Genomic DNA, 14,378 nt, shown 5'->3' with positions numbered 1-14,378 from the left:
TTTAGATTCTAAATCAAAGGAGTTTCGTGAGCACTTCCGCCACTCAGGCACACCGTACCGACGCAGAGCGAATGGCTGATCCGAACTGGTGGCGCCAGGCGGCTGTTTACCAGATCTACCCGCGCAGCTTCTCCGATTCCAACGGCGACGGCATCGGTGACCTCAAGGGCATCACCGCCAAGGTCCCGTACCTGAAGGAACTGGGGATCGACGCCGTTTGGCTGAGCCCGTTCTACCCGTCGGCGCTTGCGGACGGTGGCTACGACGTCGATGACTACCGCAACGTGGACCCCAAGCTGGGGACGCTTGAAGATTTCGATGAGATGGCGGCAGCACTGCATGCCGCCGGCATTAAGCTGGTGGCCGATATCGTCCCCAACCACTCTTCGGACCGCCATGAATGGTTCAAGGAGGCCCTGGCATCGCCCAAGGGCTCTGCAGCGCGGGAACGCTACATCTTCCGTGACGGCAAGGGGAAAAACGGCGAGCTTCCGCCCTCGGATTGGGACTCCGTGTTTGGCGGACCGGTCTGGGAACGCATCACCGAGCCCGATGGCACTCCCGGACAGTGGTACATGCACATCTTTGCCAAGGAGCAGCCCGACTTCAATTGGGACAACCCCGAGGTTCGCGAGGACTTCCTGAAGACCCTGCGGTTCTGGTCCGACCGCGGCGTGGACGGCTTCCGCATCGACGTCGCGCACGGCATGGCCAAGGATCTCTCCGAGCCGATGCCGATGAAGGCAGACCTCGAGGCCCGGGCCCACGGCACGGACGGTTTCGTAGACGGGTCACACCCGTTCTGGGACCGTGACGAAGTCCACGAGGTCTACGCGGAGTGGCGCAAGCTCTTCAACGAGTACAACCCGCCGCGCACTGCAGTAGCCGAGGCCTGGGTCCACGAATCGCGTCGCGCCCGCTATGCCAGCCCTGAGGGACTGGGCCAAGCCTTCAACTTCGACCTCCTGCAGGCCGACTTCGATGCGCCTTCCTTCCGGACCATCATCACGGAAAACCTGATCGCGGCCAAGGAAACCGGGGCGTCCTCCACCTGGGTGTTCTCCAACCACGACGTCGTTCGGCACGCCACCCGCTATGGACTGCCCAAGGGCGGTTCAGTTGCCAAGGGAACCAACGCCGCCCAGGATGTCTCGGCCGGCAAGCCAAAGGGCCAGGACGGCAAAGGCTGGCTGCTGGCCGGCGCGCCGGCGGAAGAGCTCGACGTCGAACTGGGCTTGCGTCGTGCCCGCGCCGCCACGCTGCTGCTCCTCGCGCTACCCGGCTCCGCCTACCTTTACCAAGGCGAAGAGCTTGGCCTGCAGGAAGTAACCGAAATTCCGGACTCCGAGCGGCAGGACCCGTCCTTCTACCGCAACCCAGGCGTGGAAATCGGCCGCGATGGTTGCCGCGTTCCGCTGCCGTGGACCGCAGAAGGACCCTCCTTTGGCTTCGGAGAAGGCAAGGCACACCTGCCGCAGCCGGAATGGTTCGCGAAGTACGCGGTGTCCGGGCAGGAAGGACGTGAAGGCTCAACGCTGGAGCTCTACCGCAAAGCACTGCGCCTGCGCAGGGAACTGCAGACCGACGAGGAACTCGAATGGGTTGAGACCGGAAACCAGGACGTTCTGCACTTCAGCCGTCCGGGCGGTTGGGAAACGGTAACCAACTTCGGAAGCGAGCCCTTCGCGCTTCCGGCAGGCACCGTCGTCGTGAGCAGCGGACCGCTGGAAGGCGGCCTGCTCCCGGCCGACACCACAGCCTGGGTGGTCCGCGACGCGTAAGCGCCGGGCAGCCAACTGATTGAATACAGGGATGAATAACGCGAACGGGCGCGGGCGCCTGATCTACGGCTGCATGGGTCTTGGCGGTCCTTGGGACGGAACGTCCTATGGTGCCGCGGAGATTGAACAGGCTGCCGCAGTCATCGAGGCAGCACAAGGTATCGGCATCGAATTGTTCGATCATGCTGACATCTACCGCAGCGGCAAGTCTGAAGCCGTCTTCGGGGAAGTCCTCGCCCGTTCGCAGGGCCTGCGCGGGAAGATCCTGCTGCAAACCAAATGCGGGATCAGGCTGGGGGAGCGCGGGCTGGACACGCACTACGACCTCAGCCGGGAAGCCATCCTTGAACGGGTCAATGAAAGCCTGAAGCGCCTTCAAACGGATTACGTAGACGTCCTTCTCCTGCACCGCCCGGATCCCTTGATGGATCCCCGCGAGGTGGCGGACGCCGTCGGGCAGCTTGTTACGGAAGGCAAGGTGCGGCAGCTGGGTGTGTCCAACATGTCCGGCGCGCAGATCGAGTTCCTGCAGGACTCCCTTGAGATGCCCATCATCGCCAACCAACTGGAGATGAGCCTGCTGCGGCGGGACTGGCTGGAAAGCACCGTACTGGTCAACCATGCGGACGGGCTGGGCTTCAACTTTCCGCATGGGACCCTGGAGCTATGCATGGCCAAGGGGATTGAGCTCCAGGCCTACGGCTCCTTGGCTCAAGGGCGCTACACAGGGGCGCCGTCCGGGGAAATGTCGCCGGCCGAGTCCGCTACGGCTGAAATGCTTCAGCGGCTCGCGCGGGAGAAAGGCACCACGCCTGAATCGGTACTGCTGGGGTGGCTGATGCGGCATCCGGCGCGGATCTCTCCCGTGCTGGGAACCACCAACCCCGGGCGGATCGCTGCCTGCTCTGATGCCGCCTCCGCGGCTGCCGCCATGTCCAGGGAGGAGTGGTACGGCCTGTGGGTGGCGGCGCGGGGAAGCAACATCCCCTAAAGCCCGTTTTACCCAACTGAGTCGCAGTTGTGCGCGTTAGGACGTCTCAAAACGCGCTTAACTGCGACTCAGATGGGCTACAACAGCAACACATACGGGCCCCTACGAAACGCGAGCGACCGGGGCCACCACCGAGTAGGTGCTTGAATCACCCTGGATGGCCTGGCTTGCCTTGCCGTCAATGCTCACGGGAATGTCGCCGGCAATGGTGACGCGATTGAGCTTGCGCGGCTGCCCATCGTAGTTGTCCGGGGCGTAGTGCTGGGTGATCCGGTTGTCGAACAAGACAACCTGGTTGGGCTCCCAATTCACCCGCACCACATTCTCCGGGCGCGTCACATAAGCCTGCAGCAGCCTGATGATGTCCCGGGATTCTGTGTTGGACAAGCCCACGATCCGAAGCCGCTGCGCGAAGCCCCCAATGAACAATCCGCGCTCGCCGGTCAACGGGTGGACCCGCACCACGGGGTGGGCGGTTTCGAACTTCAGGCGGGTGAACTCCTTTCGGCGCTCCTCGGCATTCTGGTGCTCAAGGTTCTTGGGCACGGAGTAGTCGTAATCATTGGTGTGGATGGCCCAGAGGGTGTCCGCGAAGTTGCGCAGTTCCTCCGGCAGGTCCTGGTAAGCGCCAGCGGAGGAAGCGATGAGCGTCTCCCCGCCATAGGCAGGAAGGTCGATGCTCCGCAGCGTGGAGGCCTGCGGCGGATTGACCACGAAAGTAACGTCCGTATGCCAGTTATTCGCGGAGCCGTTCTCACTGTCAACCGGCAAGACGTTCTCTTCACCTTCCACGGACGCAACCGTGGGATGTGCCTTGGTAAGCGGTCCGAAATGGCTGGCGAACTTCACCTGGGCTTCGTCGGTGAGGATGTTGGCCTCCCGGAATACCAGGGCCTTGTGCTCGTTCAACGCGCCCCGGATCTGGGCGATCGTGTCCTCGCTGAGGTCTCCACTGATATCGAGTCCCCGGATTTCCGCGCCGATGCGGGAGCCCAGCTTGGCAAATTCAAGCTTGGTTTCGGTAATGAGGGTCATTGTTCTTTCCTTACTTTGTGATGGGTTGTGGCGGGTGCCACGGGGGTGGTTTTCAGGGGGCGTCCGCGCCTACCGCCGTCCGCCAGCGGGAGAAGTGGCGTTCCAGGGCGACCAGCAGGAAGTTCACGCCAAGGCCCAGCAGCGAGACTGTCAGGATGCCCGCGTACATATCAGGGATCAGGAAGCTGCTCTGCGCGTTCACGATCAAGTAGCCAAGTCCGGCCTTGGCGCCGACCATTTCGGCGGCAATCAGCACCAGGATTGACGCAGTGCCGGCCATCCGGATACCAGTGAAGATCGTGGGTACGGCGGATGGCAGGATGACTTTCTGGAAGAGTCGGAAACTGTTCAGTCCCAGCGAGCGCGCAGCCCGTATGAGCAGCGGATCCACGGTTTTCACTCCGGCGATCGTGTTCAGCAGCACCGGGAAGAAGGCTGCGTAAGCCACGATGCTGATCTTGGATTCCTCGCCGATTCCCAGCAGCAGAGTGAACACAGGCAGCAGGGCCAGTGCGGCCGTGTTGCGGAAGAGCTCCAGCAAGGGGTTGAGGACTGCGTTGAGCCGTCCGTACCAGGCGATCAGTAGCCCCAGCAACACACCTGCAACGAGGGCCGCGCCGAAACCGGTGACTGACCTGGTGAGGCTGGCCGCGATGTGGCCTTGGATGGTGCCGGCTTCAAAGAGCTTGCCCCATGCCAACAGCACGTCGTGCAACGGTGGCAGGAATACCCTGGTGGACGGGCTGGCCAGATACGTCGGGCCGAATTCCCACAGTGCCAGGAAGGCCAGGATGCCGGCGGACTTCCACACGCCTGAACCGGCTGCTGCCGTAACCCTGCGCACGGTGGTGAGGACCGGCGTCGAACGTTGCGCGTTAACGTCCCGGGTGGGCGCGGCTGCAGTACCGGAAGGTCCGACGGCGTTGCCCGGCTCGGTGGTGATGCTTGCCTTGCGCGCTGCCGCCGCGGTTTCTGTCTGCGTCAATGTGGTGCTCATCAGGCCGCAGTCCTTTCATTGGTGGCGGTTCCCTCTTTGGTCAGGGTTGACGGTTCATCCGGTGCGCTTCCGTCCGGGAGGATCTTCCGGTGTCCGGCGTCCTGCGCGCGACGGACCTCATCGTGCAGGAGCGTCCATACCTCGTGCCGGTGCTCGACGAACGCCGGGTGGGAGCGGATGTCGTCCTCCCCGTCGCGATCGGGGATGTTGATGTTCACAATTTCCTTCAGGCGGCCGGGACGGGCGCTCAGAACTGCCACGCGCCCGCCGAGGTAGACGGCCTCGTCAATGCCGTGGGTGATGAACACGATGGTCTTGCCGGTGGCCTTCCAGATGCGCAGCAGTTCGTCCTGCAACTGCTCGCGGGTTTGGGCGTCCAATGCCGCGAAAGGCTCGTCCATCAGCAGGACGTCGGGCTCGTAAGCCAGGCTGCGGGCAATCGCGACCCGTTGCTTCATGCCCCCGGAGAGCTCATGGGGATAGCGGTCCTCGAACCCGGCCAGCCCGACGAGTGACAAGTACTCCCTGGCCTTGGCTGCCCGTTCGCGCCGGTTCAATTTCCTGCCGTCCGGCCCTGGTCCTTCCAGGCCGATGGACACGTTGGCCGAAGCTGTCCGCCAAGGGAACAGTGCGTACTGCTGGAACACCACGGCGCGGTCCTTGCCGGGACCCGTCACGGGCTTGCCGTCAACGAGAACCTCCCCGGACGTGGGCGTTGAGAGACCCGCGAGCAAGTCAAGCAGGGTGGTCTTGCCGGAACCGCTTGGCCCTACCAAGGTGAGGAACTCGCCGTCGCGCACGTCCAGGCTCAGCGAATCGATGGCCGTGAGCGTCGTTGCGGCAGTGGACTTCGTAGCCCGGACCGTGAATTGCTTGGTCACGTTGCGGAGGCTGATTTTGGCTGTCATGGCTATCCCTTCCTGGCTGCGTCAGTCTTGGCTGCGTCAGTAGCTGTGCCGTTCGTGGCACCGGCGAGATCGTTGAATTCGTTGGTGTAGTACTTGGACGGCGTGAGCTTGTCCTTCACGATCCCGGCAGAGTTCAGCCACGCCTCCCAGCGGGTAAAGTCCTCGTCCTTGATCACACCGCTGTCCGGAACCCCAGGGCTCTTCCAGAACTTCAGGTTGGCCGTGCTCTCATTGCGTCCGCGGTTTTCGATGATCTTGGTGAAGCGGGCAATGACTTCGTCGCGCGGTGTTTCCGCTGCCCATTTGATGGCTTTGGCAACGCCGGTAGTGAACGTGCGGGTGGTGTTTGGGTTCTTTTCGATGAAGTCGTTCCGGAGCACGATCTGGCCGCCTGCAAAGTTGCCGAACAACTGCACATCGCTGAACAGTGAACGTAGTCCGCCGGCCTCAACGGCCCTGTCCTGCAGCACTCCGCCAAGGGTGCCCGCGTCCACCTGGCCTCGGCGGATGGCTTCCTCCGTATCGTTCGGTGCCAAGGGGACGAGCTGGACCTGCTTGATCTCGTCCGGGCTGAGACCGTTCTGCGTCAGGTACGTATTGATGACCGCCTCGTGGTGTGCGCCCAGTGTGTTGACTGCGATCTTCTTGCCAATCAGGTCACGGGGTCCCTTGATGGAGCTGTCCGCCTTCACGTAATAGCCGTTGAAGGTCTTCTCGTCCGAGCCGTAGTAATTGACCACGGCCTTCACAGGGGCGCCCGCTTCGATGAGCTTCACCACGGCTCCGGAGAATGCGCCGCCGAAGTCCGTCTGGTTGGTAGCCGCGGACTGGATGTCCTGCGGGCCGCTGGTGGTGTTGCCCACCCAGTTCAGCTTCAGATCGCCCAGGTATCCGAGGTCCGCAGCAAGCTCAGGGAAGGTCACGTTGTTGGCCGAGCCTTGGTAGCGGAGTTCCTTGACCTCGTTGCCGGGTTGGTTGGCTTGTCCGGCTTCGGCTGCACCGCCGCAGCCGGACACCGTCAGCGCTAGTACGACGGCGGCCGCGACGCTCAGCAGGGGCAAGTGCAGTTTCATGGGAGCTACTTTCGAGTGATTGTGTTTCGGTTGGGGAGCCGTATGTTCACCGGCTTGGGAACGATGGGCTTGGGAACGATGTAAGCCCATCCGGGTGGCCCGTGGAAAGCGGAGCGTTCATAGTGGGAAACCGCGGGAAACCGCGGGAAACCGCGGGAAACAGCGGGAAACGCTCTGAAACAGCGGGCAACCGGGCGCAACGCGAAGCCATGAAATGCAATCGACGGAAACAAAGTCGCAGCGTTGAGCCGGATGAAGATTGTGTTGAGCCCAATGACGACACTGCTGAGTTCAATGACCCACCGCGCGGGGTGCGCTGGAAACGAAAGCCGCGTGCCGCAGTCGGACAGTCATACTGGGGGAGGGCACAGTCATAAGGGCTTTAGTTCGTATTGATCCTCACAACCGGGCAGATTTCTTCGCCCTCCGGGCCGCTTGCCGGATACGGTAGATACATGACGTCTAGCATCGCCGCCGAATCCATTCGGCCTACCCGCAATATTCCCGCCGATATCGCCCGCTCCTGGCTCCTTGTGAACGCCATGAAGACGGAACTTTTTGACGAATCCGCGGGTTCACGGGCAGACGCCATTATCCTGGACATCGAAGACGCTGTTGACCCATCCCAGAAGGACACGGCCCGCGAGAATGTCGTGAACTGGCTGAGGTCCGGCGGTCAGGCCTGGGTTCGCATCAATGACGCCACCAGCCCCTTTTGGGCAGACGACCTCGCCGGCCTCCGCGGCACCCCGGGCCTGCTCGGAGTGATGCTCGCCAAGACCGAGTCCGCGGACCAGGTTACGGAGTCCTACCACCGCATGGACGGCAAGACCCCCGTGATTGCACTGGTTGAGTCCGCCCTCGGCATCGAGGAAGCCAACCACATTGCCCGCGCCCAGGGCGCGTTCCGCCTGGCGTTCGGTTCAGGTGACTTCCGCCGCGACACCGGCATGGCCGCCACCCCCGAGGCCATGGCCTACCCGCGCGCCAAGCTCGTCGTTGCCAGCCGTGTCGGCAACCTGCCCGGCCCCATTGATGGCCCGACGGTCGGCACCAACCACCCCATCCTGCGCGAGCAGACCGGCATCACCGTAACCATGGGCATGACCGGCAAGCTGTGCCTGGCAATCGACCAGACCACCGTGATCAATGAGGTCATCAGCCCCACGCCGTCGGACGTTGCGTGGGCCACCGACTTCATGAGCGACTTCGAAGCCAACGGCAGGGTGATCCGGGACGGTTCGGACCTTCCACGCCTTGGCCGGGCCGAGAAGATCATGAAGCTCGCAGTTGCCTTCGGGGTTCAGCCCTCCCTGTAGCCATGCTGGTCCACGGCATAGCTTGGGACTCTTCCTCACCGGCTTTGAGGTTATTGCAGCCCGACGGGGAGTTCACCGACGTTGCGCTGGCCCCGGGTTCAACCCTGGGCCTGCGCGTCATGCCCGGGGTGTGGTGCCTTGGCCATACGAAAGTCCACGGGCCGGGCAAGCGCACCCATGTTCCTTGCCGCAGCGGTTCCCCAGCCGAGCGTGGGAAGCAGTGCGGGGCCTGCTTTGCCCGGGACGATTCCCGGCTCATGCATGATTTCCACCGGGGCAGCTCTGTGCCCGCCGGTCTTCGCGCTTACCTCATGCAGCCACACTGGCTGTACGTTGCAACGTTCGCCAATGGGGCAACCAAGATCGGGACTGCCTCGGCTCCGCGCAAGTGGAACCGGTTGGCCGAGCAGGGTGCCGTGCAGGCTGCCTATGTTGCCCTTGCCGAGGACGGCCGGGTTGTTCGAGTGCTTGAGGATCTCGTGACCCGCGAGCTTGGACTCGTCCAGCAGATCCGTTCCGCTGCCAAGGCGGCGTCGCTTGTTGAGCCGCGTCCCGACGTCGAGCTTGCTGCCATCAATCGCCGGCATGCCGCGCAGGTGCGCGCCTTGCTGGGCGGACTTGCCATGACCGGCTTCGCCGTTGTGGAGGAAGAGTGGGATCGGCCGGCATTGGCTGACCGGCTCTGCACCGTTCGTGCCGCCGGTTCGTCGCGCCACCCCTACCCGGCAGCGTTCGACGGCGGCGGGCATGGTTTTCGGATCCACTCACTTTGCGGTGCCATAGCCTTGGCCGGTCTGCCTGATGCTTCCGGGAACCTGGTTCAGGGAAGTTTCGTGGCAGACCTGGGCGCCCTGAAGGGACGCAAGATCGAGTTCGGCCCCCACATCACGGAAATCCCTGCGCTGCAGGATTCTTTGTTCTAACCCCTTGTGGGCCTGGTCTGCGTGTTACTTGTGGGTTTTGGGGCGCAGAGCGGGCCTCGCAACGGGCACCGGTAGACTTGGACGGTGCTGAACGAATTCTGGGCCACCTCGTCCACCGCCTACAAAACGCTGGTTTTCAGCGCCATGGGGCTCATCGCCGTCGGACTCATCCTTTCCATTGCCGGGAACACGACCGGCAACCAGGGACTGGCCATTGCATCACTGCCCGTGATCGGTGTCGGGCTGCTGCTCCACGTCACAGGGCTCGTAGTCCGCGGCCAGAAGATCCGCAAGACCTACAAGAAGTAGTCGCAACACCACCCGGGGGTCCTCGGCCCGATAGGGTTGGACCATGAGTATCAATCCGGACCTGCAGGGCCGAAGCTACCCTGCCGCAGAAGTTTATGACGTCGGCCGCGAGAAGATCCGCGAATTTGCGAAGGCCGTGAAGGCCAGCAATCCTGCGCACTTTGACGTTGAGACTGCACGGGCCATGGGGCACAGCGATCTTGTAGCCCCGCCCACGTTTGCCATCATTGTTGCCCAGCGCGCCGACGCCCAGCTTGTGGAGGACCCCGAGTCCGGCATCGACTTCTCCCGCGTGGTCCACGCGGACCAGCGCTTTACGCATCACCGCGCCATTGTGGCTGGGGACCGCCTCGTGGCTGAACTGCATGTTGATGGAGTGCGGGCCATGGGCGGCGGCGCGATGATCACAACGCGTTCTGAGATTTTCGCCCTCGACGGCAACGATGACCGTGAAAAAGTAGCCACAACCACCTCGTCCATCCTGGTACGCGGAGAGGGACAGTAACCATGAGCCCGAAATTCGAAGAACTGACGGTCGGCCAGGAAATTGGCACACGCAGCATTGAGGTCACCCGCCAGGACCTGGTCAAGTACGCCGGCGCGTCGGGGGACTTCAACCCGATCCACTGGAACGAAGCATTTGCGACCTCCGTTGAGCTGCCCGGCGTGATCGCCCATGGCATGTTCACCATGGGCTCGGCTGTGCAGCTTGTCAGCGACTGGGCCGGGGACCCCGCCGCCGTCGTTGATTACCAGACGCGCTTCACCAAGCCGGTCCTGGTGGCTGACACCACCGGAACGGACGAGGCCGGTGCAGTTATCGATGTCACCGGGGTAGTGGGAGCCCTCGACGCCGAGGCAGGCACCGTGCGCATCGACCTCACTGTTATAGCCGCCGGACAGAAAGTCCTCATGAAGAGCCAAGCAGTGGTGAAGGTCTCTTGAATCATGTGAGCACTTCATTCCCCGTTAGGCTTGATAGGTGACCCAGACGCTGCTTTCCGACCTGACCACGGCTGCCGTCGGTGGCCCGGCAGGAAACTATGTAGAGGCCCGCAATGAGGCTGAAATCATCGACGCCGTGCGGTCGGCTGACGCTGCGGGGGAGAAACTCCTCATCATTGGCGGGGGTTCCAACCTCCTGATCTCGGACGAAGGCTACCCCGGCACGGTCCTGAAGATAGCGTCCGAGGGCTTCACCGTGGACTCGGAAGACAGCTGCGGCGGTGTGTCCGTGGTGGTTCAGGCCGGCCATAATTGGGACGCGTTGGTGGAGTACTCGGTCCTGCATGCTTGGTCCGGCCTTGAGGCCCTGTCCGGCATCCCGGGGGCCACAGGTGCCACGCCGGTACAGAACGTTGGCGCGTATGGGGCGGATGTCTCACAAACCATCGCCACCGTGCGGACCTGGGACCGGGAATGCAACGCAGTTCAGACGTTCACCAACTCAGAACTCAAGTTTGGCTACCGCGATTCCATCCTGAAGCAGACCACCGTGGAAGGTTCCCCGCGCTACGTGGTGCTGACTGTTGAATTCCAATTGCCGCTGGGGCGAATGAGCGCCCCCATCCGGTACGGTGAACTCGCCCGTCTGCTGGGCGTGGAAGCCGGCAAACGTGCCTACTCCAACGATGTCCGCCGGGAAGTCCTCCGGCTCCGCGCGTCCAAAGGCATGGTCTTGGACGCCGCAGACCGGGACACTTACTCCACGGGCTCGTTCTTCACCAACCCGATCATCCCGGCCGAACGCGCCGCAGGGTTGCCGGAAAACGCGCCGAAGTACCCGGCAGGTGAAGACGGACTGGTAAAACTTTCCGCTGCCTGGCTCATCGATCACGCGGGATTCGGCAAGGGTTTCGGACTCGATGCAACCAGTGTGTCCGGTGGCAGGGCATCCCTGTCCACCAAGCACACCTTGGCGATCACCAACCGCGGCTCGGCCTCGGCGTCGGACATGGTGGCTATCGCGCGCGAAGTGCGTGCCGGCGTCGTGAATCGCTTCGGCATTGAGCTGCACCCGGAACCGTTGCTGATTGGCGTTTCCCTCTAGCCCGACACAGCAGACTGTGGCGGGCTCAGCGTGTGCGTCGTGCGGCGATGGGCAGGACTTTGTTGAGCAGCAGGAAGGTCAGCCCGCAACTCACCGATCCCAGCAAGAAGATCTGGCTGAAGGCAATGCTTTGGGGTGAGGGGCCGCTGGGCATGAAGAGCCCTGCCATGGCGAAGCCCACCAGGCCAAGGAGCATCACGATGGCACCCAGCAGGAAGCTGCGTACTTGTGCTGCGGCCGCGGGGTAGAACCAGGGCTCCGGAGTGTCGTCCCCGGGGTCGGCAACAGGTTGGATGGCGGCTGCGGTGCCGATGAGCAGCGCGGCAGTGGCAGTCGCCACCAGCCCCGCCATCTGGATGACCTGCATGGCAGGCGTGAGGCTGACTCCTGTACCAACGGCCACAACGAGGCCCGTTCCAAGCCCGACGACGGTGCAGCACCAGCCAGCCGCCGCCAACCACCGGCTGAGCGGCCGCACAAGCGGAGCAAGATCACCAAAGAGCATGCAGCCATCCTAGGAAACTGTGCTGGAAGGCTGCTGGGAGGTCCTGCAAGGTTCCCTGTACCGGGTGGGCGCTTTTAGGATGGAGCATGCCTGCACCCCAAGCGCGCCCTGCCACTATCACTCCGCGAATCATGGGCCGCCTGCGGCTGGCTGGCCAGGGACTCCTGAATGGTGGTTTTGCCTCAGTACCGGAAGCGGTTCGGTGGATGACAGCCATGCAGGCGCAGGATCTCGGGTCCGCGCTCTGGGCGGTGGGGCAGCGTGTCCCGGGATCTGCCGCTTCCGACGTCCGCGCAGCCCTTGACTCCGGAACCATAGTCCGGTCGTGGCCAATGCGGGGAACACTGCATCTCCTGGCACCGGAGGATCTCCGCTGGATCCTGCGAATCACCAGCCCACGACTCATGAACATGGTGGCAGGGCGGCACCGGGAGCTTGGCATCACCGCCGAGGACATCAGCCATTGCCGGGACATCGCACTGAAGACGTTGGAGTCCCTCAGGACGGCCGACGGCGGACGCGGGGCCACGCGCGAGCAACTCTTCGACGCCTTCGAGGAAGCAGGCCAAATCACCAAGGCCCAGCGTGGCATCCATCTGCTTGGAAGCCTGTGCCAGCGTGCATGGCTTGTTCAAGGCCCCATGGCTGGTTCACGCGGCAAAGTGGGCGTCCAACAATTGTTTGTGCCCTTCGACGAGTGGATCAAGGACTCCAGGGACCTTGATCGCGAGGAAGGCATAGCCGAGCTTCTCTTCCGTTACATCCGCAGCCACGGGGCCTGCGACGGTGAAGGACTTCGCCTGGTGGAGCCAAGTGCCCCTCACGGAAGCGCGCAAGGCCCTCGCCTCGGTTCAGGATCGATTGGTGGAGCTGCCGTTTGGCGGTACCAGCTATTGGCTTTCGCCTGAAACAGCAGCACTGCTCGACGACGGCGTCCCCGGCTCGCGCGCGTTGCTGGCTCTTCCTGGCTTCGATGAATTCCTGCTCGGTTACCAGGACCGAAGCCTGGTCCTTGCACCAGAGCATGCTGAATTGGTGGTGCCGGGCAGGAACGGAGTGTTCAAACGAATCATCGTGGCCGGGGGAGAAGTGGTGGGCACGTGGGCCAGGACCGGCAACGGCAAGGCGCCCGGCGTTGTTCCTGACCCCTTCGAAGGACAGCTGGGCCCGGCCGCGGAGCGTTCGTTCCAGGCGCAGGGGCGGGCTTACCTGAAGTTCATGGCGGGCTGAGGCCGGGCTTGCCCTGCCCTGCACCTGCCTAGCCCGTGGGTTGCCCGCTTCCCCGTGGGTTGCCCGCTTCCCCGTGGTTTGCCCGCTCCCGCGTCGTTGGCCAACAACGGGTTAGCGGGTCCGCGACTGGGCATGGAGGTCCAGCGACGTGGGGCATTGGAGTATCCATGGCCGACGGGCCGTAGTTGTCCACATACGGCCCTGAAAGGCTGTCCGCGAGGCCAACGGCAGACGCACGATGGACCCCATGAAGCCACAGAAACTTGACGCCCTGATCGCCGGCAACTGGCCGGATAACATGATCGCTGTGACAGCGGACCTCGCCGAGAATGGTCTCGGCGACCGGGTGCTTACGGCGGGTGTGCGATCGGGAAAGCTGCTCAGGCTAAGACGTGGCGTGTACGCCCGTGCCGTGGACTGGCGCCGGCGAAGTCCTTGGGAGCAGGACATGCTGAGGATCCAAGCGCATCAGAGCGGATCACGTGTCGCCAACATCTACAGCCATTTGAGTGCCGCGCGACTTCATGGATGCTCACCGTGGGATGGTGGCCCACTGGTGCATGTCACCACGCCGTTCTGGCCAGCACAGGCGAGCTCCGGGGAAGATGTATCGGCGCACGGTGGTCCACTGGAGTCCGCGGAGATCGTTGAGCTGCAGGCGGCCTGGCGACGACCCGTCAAAGTCACGAGCCTTGAGCGCACGGTGGTGGACTGTGCACGGACCCTGGCTTTTGAGCGGGCATTGGTGATCGCAGACCAAGCTGTACGCAGGGGCGCTGATCCGCTTTTGATGCAGGGCTATGTGGACACTGGCAAAATCACAAGAGGTGCACGACGCTTGCGTCGGGTTCTGGACGCAATGGATGCACGTTCGGAATCCGTGGGGGAGACCCGCACACGAGTGCTTCTGGACAAGTTGGGGATCCACGGAGCGGTGCTTCAGCTCGAAGTCGATACACCCATAGGCCGGTACCGGGGAGACTTCGGCTGGCCGGAAAACAAGGTGATTCTGGAGTTTGACGGCCGTGCCAAATACTTCGATTACGCACCCACGGAGGAAGTGGTCTTTCAGGAGCGACGCCGGGAGAAGGCACTCCAAGCCCAAGGGTGGAAAGTGGTCCGCATCGAATGGGACGATCTCAGCAGGCCATGGGACGTCGACCGCAAGCTCAGGGAGGCGTTGGGCGGATCGCGGGTAGAACGCGGAAAACCCGCTGTTCCGTTGCTGGGCAGCAACGGAACAGCGGGTTGACGACG

Annotated in this window: 14 protein-coding genes and 1 pseudogene; 10 read left to right on the top strand and 5 right to left on the bottom strand. The window is 63.2% G+C overall.

Annotated features, from left to right (window positions below; genetic code table 11):
* The first annotated feature begins 26 nt into the window (after positions 1–26).
* A complete protein-coding gene (locus LDP01_RS08190; protein WP_224088384.1) occupies positions 27–1,781 on the top strand; it encodes a glycoside hydrolase family 13 protein in 1,755 nt (584 codons plus the stop codon).
* Positions 1,782–1,812: 31 nt separating this feature from the next.
* Positions 1,813–2,772: an aldo/keto reductase gene (locus LDP01_RS08185; protein ID WP_224088382.1), complete on the top strand. Its 960-nt coding sequence runs from the start codon at positions 1,813–1,815 to the stop codon at positions 2,770–2,772.
* Positions 2,773–2,874: 102 nt separating this feature from the next.
* Here LDP01_RS08185 and LDP01_RS08180 read toward each other — a convergent pair whose 3' ends face one another.
* Genes LDP01_RS08180 through LDP01_RS08165 form a run of 4 tightly spaced genes read right to left on the bottom strand, consistent with a single transcriptional unit; the run spans position 2,875 to position 6,785 of the window.
* Complete coding sequence (locus tag LDP01_RS08180) at positions 2,875–3,807, bottom strand: TauD/TfdA dioxygenase family protein (protein ID WP_224088380.1); 933 nt, start codon at positions 3,805–3,807, stop codon at positions 2,875–2,877.
* Between the two features lie 52 nt (positions 3,808–3,859).
* Positions 3,860–4,804, bottom strand: coding sequence for an ABC transporter permease (locus LDP01_RS08175; RefSeq protein ID WP_224088378.1), 945 nt, complete (start codon positions 4,802–4,804; stop codon positions 3,860–3,862).
* Positions 4,804–5,712, bottom strand: a complete 909-nt coding sequence (locus LDP01_RS08170) for an ABC transporter ATP-binding protein (RefSeq protein ID WP_224088376.1) — start codon at positions 5,710–5,712, stop codon at positions 4,804–4,806. Before LDP01_RS08170 ends, LDP01_RS08175 begins: the two co-directional genes overlap by 1 nt.
* A gap of 2 nt (positions 5,713–5,714) precedes the next feature.
* Positions 5,715–6,785 (bottom strand): ABC transporter substrate-binding protein, encoded by a 1,071-nt coding sequence (locus LDP01_RS08165; RefSeq protein ID WP_224088374.1) that lies wholly within the window; start codon positions 6,783–6,785, stop codon positions 5,715–5,717.
* Between the two features lie 455 nt (positions 6,786–7,240).
* Here LDP01_RS08165 and LDP01_RS08160 point away from each other — a divergent pair, with 455 nt between their 5' ends.
* The 6 genes from LDP01_RS08160 to LDP01_RS08130 all read left to right on the top strand — a co-directional run bounded on the left by LDP01_RS08160 (position 7,241) and on the right by LDP01_RS08130 (position 11,386).
* Entirely contained in the window at positions 7,241–8,104 is an 864-nt protein-coding gene (locus LDP01_RS08160) for an HpcH/HpaI aldolase/citrate lyase family protein (protein ID WP_224088372.1), read from the top strand.
* A 2-nt stretch (positions 8,105–8,106) separates the two neighbouring features.
* A complete protein-coding gene (locus tag LDP01_RS08150) occupies positions 8,107–9,027 on the top strand; it encodes a DUF2797 domain-containing protein (protein ID WP_527249041.1) in 921 nt (306 codons plus the stop codon).
* A gap of 84 nt (positions 9,028–9,111) precedes the next feature.
* Positions 9,112–9,336, top strand: a complete 225-nt coding sequence (locus LDP01_RS08145; RefSeq protein WP_224088365.1) for a DUF3188 domain-containing protein — start codon at positions 9,112–9,114, stop codon at positions 9,334–9,336.
* A 43-nt stretch (positions 9,337–9,379) separates the two neighbouring features.
* Positions 9,380–9,841: an FAS1-like dehydratase domain-containing protein gene (locus tag LDP01_RS08140; protein ID WP_224088363.1), complete on the top strand. Its 462-nt coding sequence runs from the start codon at positions 9,380–9,382 to the stop codon at positions 9,839–9,841.
* 2 nt (positions 9,842–9,843) lie between these two features.
* Positions 9,844–10,281, top strand: coding sequence for a MaoC family dehydratase (locus LDP01_RS08135; RefSeq protein ID WP_224088361.1), 438 nt, complete (start codon positions 9,844–9,846; stop codon positions 10,279–10,281).
* A gap of 37 nt (positions 10,282–10,318) precedes the next feature.
* The gene (locus LDP01_RS08130) at positions 10,319–11,386 is read left to right on the top strand and encodes a UDP-N-acetylmuramate dehydrogenase (RefSeq protein ID WP_224088360.1); all 1,068 of its coding nucleotides are present in this window, start codon (positions 10,319–10,321) and stop codon (positions 11,384–11,386) included.
* Positions 11,387–11,411: 25 nt separating this feature from the next.
* Here the strand turns inward: LDP01_RS08130 and LDP01_RS08125 are convergent, their stop codons facing one another.
* Positions 11,412–11,891 (bottom strand): hypothetical protein, encoded by a 480-nt coding sequence (locus LDP01_RS08125; protein WP_224088359.1) that lies wholly within the window; start codon positions 11,889–11,891, stop codon positions 11,412–11,414.
* Positions 11,892–11,977: 86 nt separating this feature from the next.
* On the opposite strand from LDP01_RS08125, the pseudogene LDP01_RS08120 reads away from it, so the two are divergent.
* Together LDP01_RS08120 and LDP01_RS08115 are read left to right on the top strand one after the other, a co-directional pair.
* Positions 11,978–13,121 (top strand): annotated as a pseudogene (locus tag LDP01_RS08120) (DNA glycosylase AlkZ-like family protein).
* A 247-nt stretch (positions 13,122–13,368) separates the two neighbouring features.
* Positions 13,369–14,373: a DUF559 domain-containing protein gene (locus LDP01_RS08115; protein WP_224088358.1), complete on the top strand. Its 1,005-nt coding sequence runs from the start codon at positions 13,369–13,371 to the stop codon at positions 14,371–14,373.
* Positions 14,374–14,378: the final 5 nt, after the last annotated feature.

This window comes from Arthrobacter sp. StoSoilB13, from assembly GCF_019977255.1.
GTDB lineage: Bacteria > Actinomycetota > Actinomycetes > Actinomycetales > Micrococcaceae > Arthrobacter.
This window is presented reverse-complemented; position numbering and strand designations above follow the sequence as displayed.

Excerpts from the sequence above, each read along its gene's own strand:
- LDP01_RS08185 (WP_224088382.1), top strand. The coding sequence starts at position 1,813 with ATGAATAACGCGAACGGGCGCGGGCGCCTGATCTACGGCTGCATGGGT.
- LDP01_RS08180 (WP_224088380.1), bottom strand. The coding sequence starts at position 3,807 with ATGACCCTCATTACCGAAACCAAGCTTGAATTTGCCAAGCTGGGCTCC.
- LDP01_RS08175 (WP_224088378.1), bottom strand. The coding sequence starts at position 4,804 with ATGAGCACCACATTGACGCAGACAGAAACCGCGGCGGCAGCGCGCAAG.
- LDP01_RS08170 (WP_224088376.1), bottom strand. The coding sequence starts at position 5,712 with ATGACAGCCAAAATCAGCCTCCGCAACGTGACCAAGCAATTCACGGTC.
- LDP01_RS08165 (WP_224088374.1), bottom strand. The coding sequence starts at position 6,785 with ATGAAACTGCACTTGCCCCTGCTGAGCGTCGCGGCCGCCGTCGTACTA.
- LDP01_RS08160 (WP_224088372.1), top strand. The coding sequence starts at position 7,241 with ATGACGTCTAGCATCGCCGCCGAATCCATTCGGCCTACCCGCAATATT.
- LDP01_RS08150 (WP_527249041.1), top strand. The coding sequence starts at position 8,107 with ATGCTGGTCCACGGCATAGCTTGGGACTCTTCCTCACCGGCTTTGAGG.
- LDP01_RS08140 (WP_224088363.1), top strand. The coding sequence starts at position 9,380 with ATGAGTATCAATCCGGACCTGCAGGGCCGAAGCTACCCTGCCGCAGAA.
- LDP01_RS08135 (WP_224088361.1), top strand. The coding sequence starts at position 9,844 with ATGAGCCCGAAATTCGAAGAACTGACGGTCGGCCAGGAAATTGGCACA.
- LDP01_RS08125 (WP_224088359.1), bottom strand. The coding sequence starts at position 11,891 with ATGCTCTTTGGTGATCTTGCTCCGCTTGTGCGGCCGCTCAGCCGGTGG.
- LDP01_RS08115 (WP_224088358.1), top strand. The coding sequence starts at position 13,369 with ATGAAGCCACAGAAACTTGACGCCCTGATCGCCGGCAACTGGCCGGAT.